The organism is Streptomyces enissocaesilis (assembly GCF_039533765.1).
GTDB lineage: Bacteria > Actinomycetota > Actinomycetes > Streptomycetales > Streptomycetaceae > Streptomyces > Streptomyces enissocaesilis.
On record NZ_BAAAUD010000051.1, the window covers coordinates 35,200 to 53,897 of the forward strand.

General features: G+C 70.4%; 14 protein-coding genes. 1 reads left to right on the top strand and 13 read right to left on the bottom strand.

The window, feature by feature from the left end; all coding sequences use genetic code 11:
* Nucleotides 1–42: 42 nt before the first annotated feature.
* The 12 genes from ABD374_RS26000 to ABD374_RS26055 form a co-directional block, all read right to left on the bottom strand.
* Entirely contained in the window at nt 43–1,275 is a 1,233-nt protein-coding gene (locus tag ABD374_RS26000; protein WP_344498042.1) for an MFS transporter, read from the bottom strand.
* A 124-nt stretch (nt 1,276–1,399) separates the two neighbouring features.
* On the bottom strand, nt 1,400–1,735 hold the full coding sequence (locus tag ABD374_RS26005) for an RNA polymerase-binding protein RbpA (protein WP_344498043.1): 336 nt from the start codon (nt 1,733–1,735) through the stop codon (nt 1,400–1,402).
* A 203-nt stretch (nt 1,736–1,938) separates the two neighbouring features.
* Nucleotides 1,939–2,169, bottom strand: a complete 231-nt coding sequence (gene secG, locus ABD374_RS26010; protein WP_344498424.1) for a preprotein translocase subunit SecG — start codon at nt 2,167–2,169, stop codon at nt 1,939–1,941.
* 122 nt (nt 2,170–2,291) lie between these two features.
* Nucleotides 2,292–3,080 (bottom strand): triose-phosphate isomerase, encoded by a 789-nt coding sequence (tpiA, locus tag ABD374_RS26015; RefSeq protein WP_344498044.1) that lies wholly within the window; start codon nt 3,078–3,080, stop codon nt 2,292–2,294.
* 6 nt (nt 3,081–3,086) lie between these two features.
* The gene (locus ABD374_RS26020) at nt 3,087–4,298 is read right to left on the bottom strand and encodes a phosphoglycerate kinase (RefSeq protein ID WP_344498045.1); all 1,212 of its coding nucleotides are present in this window, start codon (nt 4,296–4,298) and stop codon (nt 3,087–3,089) included.
* A 104-nt stretch (nt 4,299–4,402) separates the two neighbouring features.
* A complete protein-coding gene (gap, locus tag ABD374_RS26025) occupies nt 4,403–5,407 on the bottom strand; it encodes a type I glyceraldehyde-3-phosphate dehydrogenase (protein ID WP_344498046.1) in 1,005 nt (334 codons plus the stop codon).
* A 221-nt stretch (nt 5,408–5,628) separates the two neighbouring features.
* Nucleotides 5,629–8,619 carry a M14 family metallopeptidase gene (locus ABD374_RS26030; protein ID WP_344498047.1) on the bottom strand — a complete coding sequence of 997 codons (2,991 nt, stop codon included), beginning with the start codon at nt 8,617–8,619 and terminating at the stop codon, nt 5,629–5,631.
* Nucleotides 8,620–8,770: 151 nt separating this feature from the next.
* Nucleotides 8,771–9,760: a DNA-binding protein WhiA gene (gene whiA / locus ABD374_RS26035; RefSeq protein ID WP_093801389.1), complete on the bottom strand. Its 990-nt coding sequence runs from the start codon at nt 9,758–9,760 to the stop codon at nt 8,771–8,773.
* On the bottom strand, nt 9,751–10,785 hold the full coding sequence (locus ABD374_RS26040) for a gluconeogenesis factor YvcK family protein (RefSeq protein WP_344498048.1): 1,035 nt from the start codon (nt 10,783–10,785) through the stop codon (nt 9,751–9,753). Before ABD374_RS26040 ends, whiA begins: the two co-directional genes overlap by 10 nt.
* Nucleotides 10,782–11,735 (bottom strand): RNase adapter RapZ, encoded by a 954-nt coding sequence (rapZ, locus tag ABD374_RS26045; protein ID WP_344498049.1) that lies wholly within the window; start codon nt 11,733–11,735, stop codon nt 10,782–10,784. The genes ABD374_RS26040 and rapZ overlap by 4 nt, the downstream gene beginning before the upstream one ends.
* Nucleotides 11,732–13,795: an excinuclease ABC subunit UvrC gene (gene uvrC / locus ABD374_RS26050; RefSeq protein WP_344498050.1), complete on the bottom strand. Its 2,064-nt coding sequence runs from the start codon at nt 13,793–13,795 to the stop codon at nt 11,732–11,734. The genes rapZ and uvrC overlap by 4 nt, the downstream gene beginning before the upstream one ends.
* Before the next feature lie 139 nt (nt 13,796–13,934).
* Nucleotides 13,935–14,360, bottom strand: coding sequence for a Rieske (2Fe-2S) protein (locus ABD374_RS26055; protein ID WP_344498051.1), 426 nt, complete (start codon nt 14,358–14,360; stop codon nt 13,935–13,937).
* Between the two features lie 186 nt (nt 14,361–14,546).
* Here ABD374_RS26055 and ABD374_RS26060 point away from each other — a divergent pair, with 186 nt between their 5' ends.
* Nucleotides 14,547–15,458, top strand: a complete 912-nt coding sequence (locus ABD374_RS26060; RefSeq protein ID WP_344498052.1) for a carbohydrate kinase family protein — start codon at nt 14,547–14,549, stop codon at nt 15,456–15,458.
* A 150-nt stretch (nt 15,459–15,608) separates the two neighbouring features.
* Here the strand turns inward: ABD374_RS26060 and uvrA are convergent, their stop codons facing one another.
* Nucleotides 15,609–18,614 carry an excinuclease ABC subunit UvrA gene (gene uvrA / locus ABD374_RS26065; protein WP_344498053.1) on the bottom strand — a complete coding sequence of 1,002 codons (3,006 nt, stop codon included), beginning with the start codon at nt 18,612–18,614 and terminating at the stop codon, nt 15,609–15,611.
* Between the last annotated feature and the right edge of the window lie 84 nt (nt 18,615–18,698).

The window sequence follows — 18,698 nt, forward strand, 5'->3', positions numbered from 1 at the left end:
CTTCTTCTCGTACCTGCGTGCATGCCCCGCTGCTCCTCCAACCTAATTGATCAGGGCGGCCAGCGATGCTGTGGCCGCCGCGAAGAGCGCCGCCGCCAGCAGGGCGGGGGTGTTCAGACCCCAGGCGGAGGCGGCCGCACCGCCCAGCAGTGCGCCGAGCGGCGCGCCGGCGACCGCGAGCGTACGGAAGGCCGAACCGATCCTTCCCAGCATGGCCTCCGGGCTGCGCTCCTGCATCAGCGTCACCTGGTTGGTGTTCCACACCAGCCCCATGAGTCCGAACAGCGCCATCGCCGTGACCGTCACCCACAGCTCGCGGACGAGTCCCAGCGCCGCCAGGCAGCAGATCTGCACGGCTCCGGCCACGAACACACTGCGTACCCGCCCGATCCGCCGGGAGAGCCGGCCGGCCAGCAGCCCGCCCGCCACACTGCCCACGCCGTACGCCGTGATGGCCGCCGCGTAACCGCCGTGTCCGGCGCCGAGCCAGCCGGTGACCTGGAGGACCAGGGTGGCGATGAGCGCGGCCATGCCGATGTTGCACAGCGTGGTGGCGACGCAGAGCCCGCGCAGCACGCGGTCACGCCACAGGGCCCGCAGCCCCTGCGCGATGTCCCCGCGCAGCGTGCTGCCCGGGGGTCTCGGTGCCCGCTCCGGCGCCGTCACCCGCAGCGAGGCGATCAGCACGGCCCCCAGGACGTATGTCGCGGCGTCCGCGGCGTACGGCACGGCCGCGCCCGCCAGCAGCAGCACCGGCACCAGCGGGGCGGCCAGGAAGCCTCCCGCGATCTGCTGTCCGGTCAGCAGCCGGGCGTTGGCGCTGCCCAGGGCGGCCTTGGGCACCAGCGAGGGCAGCAGGGCCGTGGCGGCGTTGTCGAAGAGGGTCTGGAGGGTGGTGAGCGCGAAGGCGAGCGCGACGAGCAGCGCGATCGAGGCGTGGCCGAGGGCGACCGCCACCGCGAAGGCGGCCATCAGCGCGGCCCGCACCAGGTCCACGGCCCACATCGCCCGTCGCTGGTCCACCCGGTCCGCCACCGCTCCGCCCAGCAGTCCGAACAGCAGCCACGGCAGGTAACCGCACGCCGTCACCAGCGCCACCAGCACGGGGTCGGACGTCAGCGAGGCTGCCAGCAGCGGCATCGCGGCCGTACGCAGCGAATCGCCGAACTTCGAGACGACAGCCGCGGTCCACAGCCGGCCGAACCCCCCGCGCCAGGCCGGGGCCCGCGCCTCTTCCACCGCCGGTTGCGCGGCCGCGGCCTCGTTCGTCGTCACAACTCCCCCTTCCGTTCCCGTGATTCAAGGACCGTAGAGGGTGCCACTGACAACCGGCCCGGGGAAGCAGTCCGGGGAAGCAGTCCGGCCGGGCACCCGAAGGTGTCCGGCCGGATCGCAATTCCTAGATCTCGCCCCGCAGTTTCGCGAGCGCCTCGGCGAGAATCGCCTCACCGTCCGCGTCGCTGCGCCGTTCCCGTACGTACGCGAGATGCGTTTTGTACGGTTCCGTGCGCGGCGGGGCCGGCGGGTTGTCCCGGTCCTGTCCGGCCGGGAACCCGCAGCGCGGGCAGTCCCACGTGTCCGGAACCTGAGCGTCATGGGCGAAGCTCGGCTGTGTCTCGTGCCCGTTGGAGCACCAGAAGGAGAGGCGGAGACGGGGTGCGGACTCGCCGCGCTCGGCCTCACCCATCGGCCCCGCTCCGACCCGGCTTCCCCGGATCGCGTTGCCACTTGCCACGGTCGTAACTCCCTGCGTGATGGTGCTGCGCTGCATCAATCAGCGGCTACCGCCGCGGAGTCGTCAAACAGCTCAGCTGCGAGCGCCCCACTCTACGCAGGGCCCAACGCGCGTCCAGGGACTGAAGTTGCGCCCCCGCCCCGCGAACGCGAGCCGCCGGGTCCATGATAGGCCGCGCTCCCGTCTGCGTACCGGACTACGGGTCAGGTGTCCAGCTTCATCAGCAGACCGAGCACGATGATGCAGGCAAACCAGATCAGGCCGATTACCACCGTGATGCGGTCGAGGTTGCGCTCGGCGACCGAGGACCCACCGACGGACGACTGCATGCCGCCACCGAACATGTCGGAGAGACCGCCGCCCTTCCCCTTGTGCATCAGAACCAGCAGCATCAGCAGCAGGCTGAAGACGATCAGGGCGATCGAGAACCCCATAACCACGGCTGGACCAACTTCCTCGGACTTCGGACTTCGGAGACGGACAACGGGGGCCGGACGGCTGTTGCGTAACAGCCCCGGCCCCCGCCAGGGTACGACGGATCGGCTCTACGGCCTACTCACTGGTCGCGGAACCGAATGATCTTGACGAACTCGTCTGCGTCCAGCGCCGCGCCGCCCACCAGGGCCCCGTCGACATCCGGCTGCGCCATGATCGCGGCGACGTTCCCGGACTTGACCGAGCCGCCGTACTGGATGCGGACCTTGTCGGCCAGCTCCTGCGAGTACAGCTCCGCGAGACGGCCGCGGATCGCTCCGCAGACCTCCTGCGCGTCCTCGGGGGTGGCGACCTCGCCGGTGCCGATGGCCCACACCGGCTCGTACGCGATCACGACGGACTCGGCCTGCTCGGCCGGGATGTCCTCGAGGCCGCCGTCGAGCTGGGCGAGCGTGTGCGCGACCTGGTTGCCCGCCTTGCGGACGTCGAGGCCCTCGCCGACGCACAGGATCGGGGTCAGGCCGTGCTTGTACGCGGCCTTCACCTTGGCGTTGCAGACCTCGTCGGTCTCGTTGTGGTACTGCCGGCGCTCGGAGTGCCCGACGGCGACGTACGCGCACTTGAGCTTGGCGAGCAGCACTCCCGAGATCTCACCGGTGTACGCGCCGGAGTCGTGCGCCGAGATGTCCTGGGCGCCGTATTTGATCTTGAGCTTGTCGGCGTCCACCAGCGTCTGCACGGACCGCAGGTCGGTGAAGGGGGGCAGGACCGCGACCTCTACGGAGTCGTAGTCCTTGTCGGTGAGCGCGAAGGCGAGCTTCTGGACGTGCGCGATGGCCTCGAGGTGGTTGAGGTTCATCTTCCAGTTGCCCGCCATCAGCGGGGTGCGGCCTTGGCCGATAACAGTCATTGAGGGTCAGTCCTCCAGTGCGGCGAGACCGGGAAGCGTCTTGCCCTCGAGGTATTCGAGGCTGGCGCCGCCACCGGTCGAGATGTGGCCGAATGCGTTCTCGTCGAAGCCCAGGATGCGGACGGCGGCGGCGGAGTCGCCACCACCGACCACCGTGAAGGCGGGGCTGTCGACGAGGGCCTGGGCGACCGCCTTGGTGCCCTCGGCGTAGTCGGGGTGCTCGAAGACGCCCATCGGGCCGTTCCAGAAGACGGTGGCCGCGTCGGCGAGCTTCGATGCGTACAGCTTGCGGGTCTCGGGACCGATGTCCAGACCCTCCTGGTCGGCCGGGATGGCGTCCGCGGCGACCGTCGTGGGGTTGGCCGGAGCCTTCGTCTTGAGGTCCGGGAACTCCGCGGAGACCAGGACGTCGACGGGGAGCACGAACTCCACGCCCTTGGCCTCGGCGCGCTCCAGGTACTCCAGGACCGTCGGGACCTGGTCCTCCTGGAGCAGCGAGATGCCGACCTCGTGGCCCTGGGCCTTGAGGAAGGTGTACGCCATGCCACCGCCGACCAGGATGCGGTCGGCCTTCTCCAGCAGGTGGTCGATCACGCCGAGCTTGTCGGAGACCTTGGCGCCGCCGAGGACCACGACGTACGGCCGCTCGACGTCCTCCGTCAGCTTCTTCAGGACGCCGACCTCGGTGGCGATGAGGCCGCCGGCGACGTGCGGGAGGCGGGCCGGAAGGTCGTAGACCGAGGCGTGCTTGCGGTGCACGGCGCCGAAGCCGTCGCCGACGTACACATCGGCGAGCTCGGCCAGCCGGTCCGCGAAGGCTCCGCGCTCGGCGTCGTCCTTCGAGGTCTCGCCGGCGTTGAAGCGGAGGTTCTCGATGACGGCGACCTTGCCGTTGCCGAGGCCCGCGACGACGGCCTCGGCGGACTCGCCGACCGTGTCGGTCGCGAAGGCGACCTCGGTACCGAGGAGTTCACCGAGGCGCGCGGCGGCGGGGGCGAGCGAGAAGGCCGGCTCCGGGGCGCCCTTGGGGCGGCCCAGGTGCGAGGCGACGACGACGCGGGCGCCCGCGGCGGCGAGCTTCTCGATCGTCGGCTGGACGGCCCGGATGCGGCCGTCGTCGGTGATGGTGGTGCCGTCGAGCGGCACGTTGAGGTCGGCGCGGACGAATACCCGCTTGCCCTCGACCCCTTCGGCGAGAAGTTCGTCGATCGTCTTCATCTGTTACTGGACTCCTTGGGAGACAAGACACGTGACAGGGCCCGGCCAGCGCCGCGTTGCGCTGGCCGAGCCCTGTGCTCACATCGAGGTGCCTGCCGGACGGGTCAGAGCTGGCTGCCGACGAAGACCGTGAGGTCGACGAGGCGGTTGGAGTAGCCCCACTCGTTGTCGTACCAGCCGATGACCTTGACCTGGGTGCCCTCGGCCATGGTCAGCGAGGAGTCGAAGGTGCAGGACGCCGGCTCGTTGACGATGTCGGAGGACACGATCGGGTCGACCGTGTACTCGATGATGCCCTTGAGCTCGCCCTCGGCGGCCTTCTGGAAGGCCGCGTTGATCTCGTCCTTGGTGACCTCGCGCTCCAGCGTGATGACCAGGTCGGTGACCGAGCCGGTCGGGACCGGGACGCGCATCGCGATGCCGTCGAGCTTGCCCTTGAGCTGCGGGAGGACCAGCGCGGTGGCCTTGGCGGCACCCGTGGTGGTCGGGATGATGTTCTCGGCGGCGGCGCGTGCGCGACGCAGGTCGGAGTGGGGGAAGTCCAGGATGCGCTGATCGTTGGTGTACGCGTGCACCGTCGTCATCAGGCCCTTGACGATGCCGAAGTTCTCGTCGAGAACCTTGGCCATCGGCGCCACGCAGTTGGTGGTGCAGGAGGCGTTGGAGATGACGTGGTGGTTGGCCGCGTCGTACTTGTCCTGGTTGACGCCCATCACGATGGTGATGTCCTCGTCCTTGGCCGGAGCCGAGATGAGGACCTTCTTCGCACCACCTGCGAGGTGCTTCTCGGCATCGGCCTTCTTGGTGAAGATGCCGGTGGACTCGATCACGACGTCGACGCCGAGCTCGCCCCACGGGATGTCCGCCGGGTTGCGCTCGGACAGCACCTTGATGGTGTGGCCGTCGACGGTGATGGTGTCCGCCGTGTGCGACACCTCGGCCCTGAGGCGGCCGAGAATGGTGTCGTACTTCAGAAGGTGTGCCGTGGTCGCAGTGTCACCCAGGTCGTTGACAGCCACGATCTCGATGTCCGCACCCTGCTCCAGCAGCGCCCGGAAGTAGTTGCGCCCGATGCGGCCGAAGCCGTTGATGCCTACGCGGATCGTCACGAAACCGATCTCCTCGTTGGTACGCCGGGTTTCGACGCCGGCGAGATGTATGGGATGTCCCCGACCGCTTCCGACCCTACCTCTACGTGGCGCTGTGGGTGACATCGAGCGGACCCGGACGCGGCCCGGCGGTCCGTACTCCCCAGTAGGAGTACGGACCGCCGGGACCTGCGGTCCTTCCGGGACCGGTTACGCAGAGTCAGCGCACAACCGTTGCGGGGTCAGCGCCGCAGCGAAGCCAGCGCCTTGCCCAGCAGCGCGTTCCGCTCCGCGGCGTCCGGCACGTGCTCCAGGCCGAACCCGAACAGAACGGTGTCACGCGTAGTGACTGCTGCATGGGACTTGAACAGCTCTCCCGACCGGGCCCAGTCGCCCCCGACAGCCGGACTTCCGGCCGGGGCCCCGGGAACCGTCCAGGCGCCGAGCGAGGTCTCGAAGCCCTCGCTCTCCCTGTCGGCCCCGCCGACGGCCAGCCGCGCGTCGTCCACGAAGACGCCGCGGCCGCCGCTGCCGGGGTCGGTGATGGAGCTGAGCGCCAGCTCGACCTTCTTGCCCGCGTAGGCGCTGAGGTCGAAGGAGACCTGCTTCCAGCCGCCGGACGAGCCGGTGAGGCTGTTCCAGGCACCGGTGGTGCCGGTCGCCCTGCAGCCGCCCGCCTCCAGGGTGAGGTAGTGCCGCAGGAAGGGGTGTCCGTTGATGAAGTAGCCCTGCTCGCACTCGGCCGGGACGGTCGTCCTGGTGGCGCCGCCCGCCTCGGGGAGCGTCGTCCAGTCCTCGGCGCCCTCGGTGTGCGCCTCCAGGACCGCGTGGTCGTAGGCGTCCTCGGTGTTCCAGTTGAGGGCGAGACGCAGCTGCGGCTTGTCGGCGGCGCTCACCGCGGTGAGGTCGACCGTACGGGCGAGGCGCTTCCAGTCGCCGTCCTCGTGCGCGGCGGCCGCCATCCACTGGCCCGTGTGCGGGGCGTACGGGTTGGTGATTCCGGCGTACCGGCCCGCCTGCGCGCTCCGGAACTGCGGGAACCGCTCCGCCGGCAGCGTGTCCGAGGTGACGGTGTACGCGCCCGCCGCGTCCAGCGGGTTTCCGGGCGCTCCCGTGAGCGGGCCGGCCGTTCCCGCGAGCGGTCCCGCGCCGGTGAATCCGGTGGCACCGCCGGCGTTCGTACGCCCGTAGGCACCCAGGTAGTACTGGCTGAAGTCGTTGGTGACGGCCGGACCGACGACCGCGTTGCCGCCCGCCATCTCACCGGCCTCGATCAGCTTGCCGCCCTCGTTGAGGAAGGCGCGTACGGCCAGCTGGGTGGGGCCGGCGGGCGCCTTGGCACCGGTGTAGTGGACAGCGGTGCGGAAGTGGGAGAGGACGCCGAGGGCGTGCGGCGCTCCCTGGGCGGCGACGTCCCAGACGGCGGCGGTGCGGCCGTTCGCCCTGAGGGCGTCGACATACTTCTGGGCGTGCTGCGCGGGTGCGCCCTCTTCGGCGATCACCAGGGTGTCCGCGCGGGAACGCTCGGCGACCGTGTACGTGAAGTGCTCGCTGGAGGTGCGCTTGCCCGCCCTGGTGCGGCCGGTGAACCAGACCTCCACCGTGTCGCCCGGTCCGGCGTCCTCGACCTCCGCGCGGTACTCGTCGAACCAGAGGTTGTCCTCGCCGCCGTACGTCTCGCCGCCCTTCCAGCGCTCCAGGTCCTCGTCCTGCGTACGGCCTCCGTTGACGCGGTAGTTGAGCTCCTTGTCGCGTACGGACCTGCGGGCCGTCACGGCGACCTCCTGGTCACCGCCGCGTGTCGCGTAGGAGGTCGTGAAGGTGTCGGGCGTGAAGTCGGGGGCGTCCATGCCGACGGGCGAGGACGGCCGGTCGGGGTGGGCGGCGGTCTCCGCGACGGAGAGGGCGAAGGGGACGTTCTTGGCGAACTCCGCCTGGATCAGTTCCTCGTCGTCGGGGAAGTTGAATCCGGACTGGCATTCCTCCGGCTTCCACCGGTCGTCGGGGTCGATGTTCGACGCCGTCTGGCAGGTGGTCATCTCGGGGGTGAACATCATCGTGCCGTTGACGTTGGCCGCGTGCCCGTCGGCTTCGCCGTTGGTGGTGTAGAGCTCGGAGGAGACCTGCGGGTGGTACCCGGGAACGGCGGGCTTCTCGGGCGTTCCCGCGAGCGCTCTGTAGAGCACGTCGTCGGGGGTCGGGGTGGCGACCTGCCAGCCGACGCCGTAGAGGATCAGTTCGGCGGCGGAGTGGTAGTTGATGCCGTACTCGAAACCGATGCGCTTCTGGAAGCGGTCGAGCGCCCGGGTCTCGGGCTCGGACATGGGGGACGCGCCGCGGTAGGTGGCGCTGGCGGGGTTCGGCGAGGAGCCCTCGTTGTCGTAGCCCCACTTGTACGCGAAGTTGCGGTTGAGGTCGACGCCGTCGCTCGCGGTGTACTTGCCGTCGGCGTCGATGTCGCGCATGTTCTTGCGCCAGAGCCGGTCGCCGTCCGGGTCGTGGGTCCAGTCGTAGCCGTCCGGGTTGGCGGAGAGCACGAACCACAGTTCGGTGGAGTCCACGATCTTCGTGATGCGGCGGTCCTTGCCGTACCGGTCGAGGTAGTGGTGCATCAGCCGCCGGGTCATCTCCGGGGTGATCCACTCACGGGCGTGCTGGTTGGACAGGTACAGCACGGAGGGCTTGGCGCCGTCCTTGGTCTTCTTCGCGCCCTTGGTGAGCTTGAGGGCGAGGATGTCCTTGCCCTGGAGGGTCTTGCCGATGGAGACGACCTGGGTGAGGCCCGGGTGCGCCTGCCCCGTCCTGACGATCTCCTCCTGGAGATTGCCCTTGCCGCTGTACGGGCGGTAGACGCCGTCCCCGGCGGCGGCGAGGCGCGACTGCGTCCTCGCCGAGACCTTGCGCTCGGTGAGGTTCCTGACGCCCTTGGCGGCCAGGTCCTGGGCCTGGGCGTCGGTGAGGAAGAGCTCGACGCGCGCCGTGCCCTTCTCCGGCGCCCGTTCGCCCATCTCGTGGGCGTCCTGACCGGCTGCCAGAAGCAGGGGGATCTGCTCCTTGGTGACGTCCGCGTTGAACACCTTGACCGCGTCGGCGCCGTCCGCTCCGGCGCTCGCCGATCCGGTGCTTCCCGAGCCGGTGTTCCCCGCCCCCTCCGCCTGCGCGACGGGTGCCACCGCCACACCGCCGAGCAGCAACGCGCCCGCTGCGAGGACCGATCTCGCTCTGCGTCTCATGAGCCACCCTTGCTGTTGTCTGCCACGTAAGTGAACAAGCGCCAGGCTCATGACAGTCCATGGTCATGTCAATAGCGCGTCAGGGGTGTGAAAAACCGCTGTCGGCACCCCGTGGGGCGCCGGCAGCGGCCAGTCGTACGGCAGGGGCGGATCAGCCGATCAGCCCGTCGGCCATTTCCTCGGTGATCGTGGACTCCGTACCGGGGATGCCGAGATCCTGGGCCCGCTTGTCGGCCATGGCCAGCAGACGGCGGATCCGGCCGGCGACCGCGTCCTTCGTCAGCGGCGGATCGGCCAGCGCGCCCAGCTCCTCCAGGGATGCCTGCTTGTGGTCCATGCGCAGCCGCCCGGCGGCGGCGAGGTGCTCGGGCACCTCGTCACCGAGGATCTCCAGCGCACGCCCCACCCGGGCGCCCGCGGCGACCGCGGCCCGCGCGGAGCGGCGCAGGTTCGCGTCGTCGAAGTTGGCCAGGCGGTTGGCGGTGGCGCGGACCTCGCGGCGCATCCGCCGCTCCTCCCAGGCCAGCACGGACTCGTGCGCGCCGAGGCGGGTCAGCAGGGCGCCGATCGCGTCCCCGTCCCGTACGACGACGCGGTCCACGCCGCGCACCTCGCGCGCCTTGGCCCCGATGGAGAGCCGGCGGGCGGCGCCGACCAGGGCGAGGGCGGCCTCGGGCCCCGGGCAGGTGACCTCGAGCGAGGAGGAACGGCCGGGTTCGGTGAGCGAACCGTGGGCGAGGAACGCGCCGCGCCAGGCGGCCTCGGCGTCGCAGGTGGCGCCGGAGACGACCTGCGGGGGCAGCCCTCGGATGGGCCGGCCGCGGCCGTCGACCAGGCCGGTCTGGCGCGCCAGCTGGTCGCCGCCCGCCACCACCCGTACGAGATAACGGGAACCGCGGCGCAGTCCGCTCGGCGCCATCACCACCAGCTCCGAGTGGTGCCCGAAAATCTCAAGAATGTCCTTCTTGAGTCTGCGGGCGGCGAAGCTCACGTCCAGCTCCGCCTCGATCACAATCCGGCCGCTCACCAGGTGCAGCCCGCCCGCGAACCGAAGAATCGCCGAGACCTCCGCCTTCCTGCAGCAGGTCCGGGTGACGGGGAGCCGGGAGATTTCGTCCTTCACCGCTGCCGTCATCGCCATGGGCCGATCCTTCCATGCATCCGAAAAATACGGTCGTACGCGGCGGCCAACAGCTCCGGATCGTGAACCGGGGAACCGTCGGGCGCGGCGACCGGCGCCAGCTCGACCGCGGCTCCGAACCGTTTGGCGGCATCGGCGAGGGACTCACGATCGGGCACGGCAGCCTCGTCGGCCAACACCACGTCCAGGGCGAGTTTAGGGGCGTGTCGTCCCAAAACCTCCAAATGACGCTGCGGAGAGAAGCCATCGGTTTCTCCGGGTTGCGGCGCGAGGTTGAGCGACAGGACCCGACGGGCCCGCGTCTCGACGAGGGCGTCGAGCAGCTCGGGCACCAGGAGGTGCGGAATCACGGAGGAGAACCAGGAGCCGGGACCGAGCACCACCCAGTCCGCGTCGAGGACGGCGGCGACGGCCTCCGGGACGGCCGGCGGGCCCTGCGGGACCAGGTGCACGGACTGCACCTCGCCGGGGGTGAGCGCCACGGTCGCCTGGCCGCGGACCGTGTCCACCTCGTCGGGGCGCCGGGGATCGTGCCCCCGTACGAGCGCCTGGAGCTCCAGCGGCACGGCGGACATGGGCAGCACCCGGCCGTGCGCGCCGAGCAGCTTGCCGACCAGGTCGAGGGCCTGGACATGGTCGCCGAGCTGCTCCCACAGGGCGACGATCAGCAGATTGCCGACGGCGTGGTCGTGCAGGTCGCCGCGGCTGGAGAAGCGGTGCTGGATGACGCGCGACCAGGTCTGGCCCCAGTCGTCGTCCCCGCACAGCGCGGCGAGCGCCTTGCGCAGGTCACCCGGTGGCAGTACGCCCAGCTCGTCGCGGAGCCGCCCGCTGGAGCCGCCGTCGTCGGCCACCGTGACCACCGCGGTCAGATCGCCGGTGATGCGGCGCAGCGCCGTGAGCGACGCGGAGAGACCCATGCCGCCGCCGAGGGCGACGACCTTGGGCTGGGCGCCGCGCTTGCGCAACGGCCGCGCGGCATCACTGCCGCGCAGCCGGCGCAGGCGGAAATTGCGTCCGGTCACTCGCGCCCCATGTCCCGGTGGACGAGGACCGTCTCGACGCCTTCGGAGGAGAGCCGGGCCGCCAGCTTCTCGGACATGGCGACGCTGCGGTGCTTGCCGCCCGTGCAGCCGACGGCGATGGTGACGTACCGCTTGCCCTCGCGGCGGTAGCCGGCGGCGATGAGCTGGAGCAGCTCGGTGTACTGGTCGAGGAACTCCTTGGCGCCCGGCTGGTTGAAGACGTAGCCGGAGACCTCTTCGTTGAGGCCGGTGAAGGGACGGAGCTCCGGGACCCAGTGGGGGTTCGGCAGGAAGCGGCAGTCGACGACGAGGTCGGCGTCGACCGGCAGGCCGTACTTGTAGCCGAAGGACATCACCGTGGCGCGCAGCTGCGGCTCGTCGTCGCCCGCGAACTGGGCGTCCATCTTGGCGCGCAGTTCGTGGACGTTGAGGCTGGAGGTGTCGATGACCAGGTCGGCGTCGCCCCGCAGCTCGCGCAGCAGGTCGCGCTCGGCCGCGATGCCGTCGGTGATCCTGCCGTCGCCCTGAAGCGGGTGGGGACGGCGTACGGACTCGAAACGGCGCACCAGGGCGTCGTCCGAGGACTCCAGGAAGACGATCCGGCGGGTGACCTCCTTGGCGTCCAGGTCGGCCAGGGACTCGCGGAGGTTGTCGAAGAAGCGCCGGCCGCGGACGTCCACGACGACGGCGATGCGGGCGACATTGCCCTGAGAGCGGGCGCCGAGCTCCACCATGGTGGGGATCAGCGCGGGCGGCAGGTTGTCGACGACGAACCAGCCGAGGTCTTCGAGGCACTTCGCGGCGGTACTGCGGCCCGCTCCCGACATGCCCGAGATGATCACCAGCTCGGGGATGGCCGGCTCGTTCGTCTCACCGTTGTGCCCGGTCTGCCCGGTCTCCCCGGTCGTGCCCGTACTCACGTGTGCTCCGTCTCCGTCGTGCTCGGTCATTCCTGCTGCCCCCGTTCCGACGGGGAGGCCGCGGATGCGTGCGCGACGGCGCCCGCTGCTTCCCCGACACCTTCCTCGTCGTCTTCAATGATCTCTCCTGTCGCCGTGTTCACGGCGGGCGCGGCCGGCGTGGCCTGCGCGAGGAACGCGGCGACGGTCTCGGCCGTCTTGCGGCCTATCCCCGGAACCTCGCAGATCTGGTCGATTGTCGCGGACCGAAGCTTTTTCACCGAACCGAAGTGCTTGACCAGGGCCTGCTTGCGCGTCTCACCGAGGCCGGGGACGGCGTCGAGCGGTCCTGCCCTGAAGCGCTTGGCGCGCTTGGTGCGCTGGTAGCGGATGGCGAAGTCGTGGGCCGTGTCACGCACTCGCTGGAGGAGGTAGAGACCCTCGCTGCTGCGGGGCAGCACCACCGGATCGTCCTCGCCCGGCAGCCAGACCTCTTCGAGGCGCTTGGCGAGACCGCAGACGGCGACGTCGTCGATGCCGAGCTCGTCGAGGGCGCGCTGGGCGGCGGCGACCTGGGGCTGCCCGCCGTCGACGACGACGAGCTGCGGCGGGTACGCGAAACGCCTGGGCCTGCCGTCGTCCTCCCCGTTCGGTTCCGGTTCGGCGGGGGCCTCCGTGGCCCCGTTCTCCTCGGTCCACTCCCCCGTCTTCTCCTTCTCCTGGAGATAGCGGCGGAAGCGGCGGGTGAGCACTTCGTGCATGGCCCGGACGTCGTCCTGGCCCTCGAAGCTCCTGATCTGGAAGCGGCGGTACTCGCTCTTGCGGGGCAGGCCGTCCTCGAAGACGACCATGGAGGCCACCACGTCGTCGCCCTGGAGGTGGGAGATGTCGAAGCACTCGATGCGCAGCGGGGCGGAGTCCAGGCCGAGCGCCTCGGCGATCTCCTCCAGGGCGCGGGAGCGGGTGGTCAGGTCGGACGCGCGCTTGGTCTTGTGCAGGACGAGGGCCTGCTGGGCGTTGCGCAGGACCGTCGCCATCAGGTCCTTCTTGTCGCCGCGCTGCGGGATGCGCAGCGACACGTTCGAGCCGCGCCGTCCGGTGAGCCACTGGGAGACCGCGGGGGCGTCCTCGGGCAGGGCCGGTACGAGGACCTCCTTGGGCACCGCGTCGCCCTGCTCCTCGCCGTACAGCTGCTGGAGCGCGTGCTCGACGAGTCCCGCGGTGTCCACGGCCTCGACCTTGTCGGTGACCCAGCCGCGCTGGCCGCGGACCCGGCCGCCGCGCACGTGGAAGATCTGGACGGCCGCTTCCAGCTCGTCCTCGGCGACGGCGATCAGGTCGGCGTCGGTGGCGTCGTTGAACACCACCGCGTTCTTCTCCAGGGCGCGGCGCAGGGCCCCTATGTCGTCGCGCAGGCGGGCCGCCTTCTCGTACTCCATGTCCTCGGCGGCCTCGTGCATCTGCTGTTCGAGGCGCTTGAGGTACTGGCCGGTGCGCCCGGCCATGAAGTCGCAGAACTCCTCGGCCAGCTCCCGGTGCTCCCCGGGTGTGACCCGGCCCACACAGGGCGCGGAGCACTTGCCGATGTATCCGAGGAGGCAGGGGCGGCCGGTCCTCGCGGCGTTCTTGAACACGCCCGCCGAGCAGGTGCGCACGGGAAAGACGCGGAGCATCAGGTCGACGGTCTCGCGGATCGCCCAGGCGTGTCCGTACGGGCCGAAATAGCGCACGCCCTTCTTCTTGGGGCCGCGCATGACCTGGACCCTGGGGAACTCCTCGCCCAGCGTCACCGCGAGGGACGGGTAGCTCTTGTCGTCGCGGTACTTGACGTTGAAGCGGGGGTCGAACTCCTTGATCCAGGAGTACTCCAGCTGGAGCGCCTCGACCTCCGTGGAGACCACCGTCCACTCGACGGACGCGGCCGTGGTGACCATGGTGCGGGTGCGCGGGTGGAGGTTGGCCAGGTCCTGGAAGTACGAGGAGAGGCGCGGGCGCAGGCTCTTCGCCTTCCCGACGTAGATCACCCGGCGGTGCTCGTCGCGGAATTTGTAGACCCCCGGCGAGTCGGGGATCTGTCCCGGCTTGGGGCGGTAGCTGGAGGGGTCTGCCATGCCACACACCCTACTTGCGGGCAGTGACAACGCGGTGCGACCGGAGGCCGGGAAGGCGGGTGGGAAAGCGGGTGGGGCGGACGGAGCGGGCGGGGCGGACGGAGCGGTGGGAGCGGGCGTTCGGAGCGGGCGGGGCGGATCAGGCTTCCGGGCCTGCGACGAGCTTGCCGCCCTCGACCTTGACCGGTATCGCGGGCAGGGGCACGGTCGCCGGGCCCTGGAGCACGTCCCCTGTCGTCACGTCGAAGCGGCTGCCGTGGCAGGGACAGTTGCCCTCCTGCTTCTCGATCTTGTCCAGGACGCAGCCCGCGTGCGTGCACTGCGCGCTGAACGCCTTGAATTCGCCCTCGGCCGGGCGGCTGACGATGATCCGCTGCTCGCGGTAGAGCTTGGAACCGCCGACCGGGACCTCGTCCGCCGCGCCGAGGCTCACGGGCGTGGACGGCAGCGGCTCGGCGTGGCCGAGCTTCGACTCGGTGGAGCAGGCCGCCACGCCCAGTCCTGCCGCGCCGGCGAGGACGGCGCCCTTCAGCACGGTACGGCGGGGGGCTGGCTGGCCGGACATGCGATCTCCACTGGTCAGGGGTGTGCGGCAGACGGGTGACAGACCCGACGATACCGGCGGAGACCGGCGGCTCTCGCGCGGGCCGTCCTGCGGTCGTCCTCCGGCTGTCCTGCGGCTGTCCCGCGGTTTCCCTCAAGCTGTTCTGCGGGCTGTCCCGTCGGGCTGCGATGGGTTACGTTCGGGCCCGTGATCGTCGTCGCCGGAGAGTCCCTGATCGACCTGGTGCCCCAGGGGGCGGGCGCGCTGGCACCGCTGGCGCCGCGGCTCGGCGGCGGACCGTACAACACCGCTGTCGCCCTGGGGCGGCTGGGCGCCCGTACCGCGTTCTGCTCCCGGGTCTCGACCGACGGCTTCGGCGAGGCTCTCGTCGAGGGGTTGCGGGCGGCCGGGGTGGACACCTCGCTCGTGCAGCGCGGCCCGGAGCCGACGACGCTGGCGGTGGCGTCGCTGGGCGCCGACGGGTCGGCCGGGTACGGCTTCTACGCCGAAGGCAGCGCGGACCGCCTCTTCGCTCTGCCGGCCGCGCCGCTCCCCTCCGGCGTACGGGCGCTGGCGCTCGGCACGTGTGCGCTGGTGCTGGAGCCGGGGGCGAGCGCGTACGAGGCGCTGCTGCGGCGTGAGGCGGAGCGCGGACTGTTCACCCTGCTCGATCCGAACGTCAGGGCCGGCCTGATCCCGGAGCCGGACGCCTACCGGGCCCGCTTCAGGAGCTGGCTGCCGTACGTCTCGCTGCTGAAGCTGTCGGAGGACGACGCGGCGTGGCTGGGCGGGTCGGTGGAGGAGTGGCTGGCGGCCGGGCCCGCGGCGGTGGTGCTGACGCGGGGCGCGGAAGGGCTGACGGTACGGACGCGGGGCGGGACGGCCCTGGACGTCCCTGCGGTACGGGGCGAGGTGGCCGACACGATCGGTGCGGGCGACACGGTGAACGCGGCGTTGCTGCACCGGCTCTCGGCCCACGGCGCGCTGTCGGCGGGGGCGCCGGCGGCGCTGCCCACGGCCGCCTGGACCGACATCCTGACCTTCGCGGCCCGCGCGGCCGCGGTCACGTGCTCCCGGCCGGGCGCGGATCCGCCGTACGCGACGGAACTGGCGCCGTAAGGGCGGCGCTTCCGAGGCGTCCGACGAGGTTGTCGGAGCCGATGGGGCCAGGAGCCGATGGGGCCGGAGCCCGGCGGCCTTTCCCCCTGCCCGTCCACGCGTGCGGCCCCTCACCCGGGATCGGGCGAGGGGCCGCAGAGAAAACGCGCGTCATGCCTTGCGGGAGCGTGCCGCCTTCGCCGGAGCGGTCGCGCCCGGGGCCTTCTTCGCGGTGCCCGTCTTCACCGTCGCCGACTTCCGCGCCGGGGCCGGTTTCGCCGCCGCCACCGCCCGCTTCGCCGGTGCCTTCTTCTTCGCCGGCGTCGCGTCGCTCACGCGGTCGCCCAGGATGTCCCGGAGGAACTTGCCGGTGTGGCTGGCCGGCTCCGCGGCCACCTGCTCGGGGGTGCCCTCGGCGACGACCAGGCCACCGCCGCTGCCGCCCTCCGGACCCATGTCGACCACCCAGTCGGCCGTCTTGATGACGTCCATGTTGTGCTCGATGACGATCACCGAGTTGCCCTTGTCGACCAGGCCCGACAGGACCTTGATGAGCTTCGAGATGTCCTCGAAGTGCAGACCCGTGGTCGGCTCGTCCAGGACGTACACCGTGCGTCCCGTGGAACGCTTCTGGAGCTCGGAAGCGAGCTTCACGCGCTGCGCCTCGCCGCCGGAAAGGGTCGGTGCCGACTGGCCGAGACGGACGTACCCGAGACCCACCTCGGTGAGGGTCCTGAGGTGACGGGCGATCGTCGGGACGGCCTCGAAGAAGTCCAGGGCCTCCTCGATCGGCATGTCCAGCACCTCGGCGATGGACTTGCCCTTGTAGTGGACCTCCAGGGTCTCCCGGTTGTAGCGCGCCCCGTGGCAGACCTCGCACGGGACGTACACGTCCGGCAGGAAGTTCATCTCGATCTTGATCGTGCCGTCGCCCGAGCAGTTCTCGCAGCGGCCGCCCTTGACGTTGAAGGAGAAGCGGCCCGGCAGATAGCCGCGCACCTTCGCCTCCATGGTCTCCGCGAACAGCTTGCGCACGTTGTCGAAGACACCGGTGTACGTCGCCGGGTTGGACCGCGGTGTCCGGCCGATCGGAGACTGGTCGACATGGACGACCTTGTCGACGAGGTCGTCGCCCTCCACGCGCGTGTGGCGGCCCGGCACCGTACGGGCGCCGTTCAGCTCGCGTGCCAGGTGCGTGTAGAGGATGTCGTTGACCAGCGTCGACTTTCCGGACCCGGAGACGCCGGTGACGGCCGTCAGCACGCCGAGCGGGAACGACACGTCGATGTCGCGCAGGTTGTTCTCACGGGCGCCGTGGACGGTGAGCTGCCGCGCGGGGTCCACGGGGCGGCGGACGTCCGGCATGGCGATGGACTTCTCGCCGGCCAGGTACTGGCCGGTGACGGACGCCTTGTTGTCCAGCAGTTCCTTGAGGGAGCCGCTGTGGACGACCTTTCCGCCGTGCTCGCCCGCGCCCGGACCGATGTCGACGATCCAGTCGGCCACCTTGATGGTGTCCTCGTCGTGCTCGACGACGATCAGGGTGTTCCCCATGTCGCGCAGCCGGACCAGCGTCTCGATGAGGCGGTGGTTGTCGCGCTGGTGCAGGCCGATGGACGGCTCGTCCAGGACGTACAGCACGCCGACGAGGCCGGAGCCGATCTGGGTGGCGAGCCGGATGCGCTGGGCCTCGCCGCCGGACAGGGTGCCGGCCGCGCGGTTGAGCGACAGGTAGTCGAGGCCGACGTCGACCAGGAACTTCAGCCGCTCGTTGACCTCCTTGAGCACGCGCTCGGCGATCTTCTTGTCACGGGCGTTCAGCGTCAGCTTGCCCAGGAACTCCGCGCAGTCGCTGATCGACATCGCCGCGACCTCGGCGATGGACTTCTCCATGACCGTGACGGCGAGGACCAGGGGCTTGAGGCGGGTGCCGTGGCAGGTCGGGCAGGGCACCTCGCGCATGTAGCCCTCGAAGCGCTCCCGGCTGGAGTCGCTCTCGGCCTCGGAGTGGCGCCGCTTGACGAACGGCACCGCGCCCTCGAAGGACGTGGTGTACGCCCGCTCGCGCCCGTACCTGTTGCGGTAGCGGACTTCGATCTGAGTCTTGTGCCCGTGCAGCAGGGCCTTCTTGGCACGCTGCGGCAGTCCCGCCCACGGGATGTCCGTACGGAAGCCGAGGGCGTCGGAGAGCGCGCCGACGAGGCGCGCGAAGTAGTCCTTGGACTGCCCGTGGGACCAGGGGCTGATCGCGCCCTCGTCGAGGGACTTGTCCTCGTCCGGGACGATCAGCTCCGGGTCGACCTCCATGCGCGTACCGATGCCGGTGCAGTCCGGACAGGCGCCGAAGGGCGAGTTGAAGGAGAAGGACCTCGGCTCCAGCTCCTCGAACGACAGGTCGTCGTAGGTGCAGTAGAGGTGCTCGGAGTACATCCGCTCACGCTCGGGGTCGTCGGCGGGAAGGTCGACGAAGTCGAGGATGACCATGCCGCCGGCCAGCCCGAGGGCGGTCTCCACCGAATCGGTGAGCCGGCGCTTGGCGCTGTCCTTCACCGTCAGGCGGTCGATGACCACCTCGATGGTGTGCTTCTCCTGCTTCTTGAGCTTGGGCGGCTCGCTCAGCTGGATGGTCTCGCCGTCGACCCGGGCGCGGCTGTACCCCTTGGTCTGGAGGTCGGCGAAGAGGTCGACGAACTCGCCCTTGCGCTCGCGCACCAGTGGGGACAGGACCTGGAAGCGGCTGCCCTCGGGCAGCTCGAGCACCTTGTCGACGATGGCCTGCGGCGACTGGCGCGTGATCGGACGGCCGCACTCGGGGCAGTGCGGCTTGCCGATACGGGCGAACAGCAGGCGGAGGTAGTCGTACACCTCGGTGATCGTGCCGACCGTCGAGCGCGGGTTGCGCGAGGTCGACTTCTGGTCGATGGACACCGCGGGCGACAGACCCTCGATGAAGTCCACGTCGGGCTTGTCCATCTGGCCCAGGAACTGACGGGCGTAGGAGGAGAGCGACTCGACGTACCGGCGCTGCCCCTCGGCGAAGATCGTGTCGAACGCGAGGGAGGACTTGCCCGATCCGGAGAGCCCGGTGAACACGATGAGGGAGTCACGCGGGAGGTCGAGCGAGACGTTCTTGAGGTTGTGCTCGCGAGCGCCACGAACGATGAGACGGTCGGCCACGCCGGTCCGCACCTTTCTTGAGAGAGGCAGAGAGGACTGAGCCCCCGGTTCTCAGACTATGGGGGTAACCACAGCGAGGTGGTA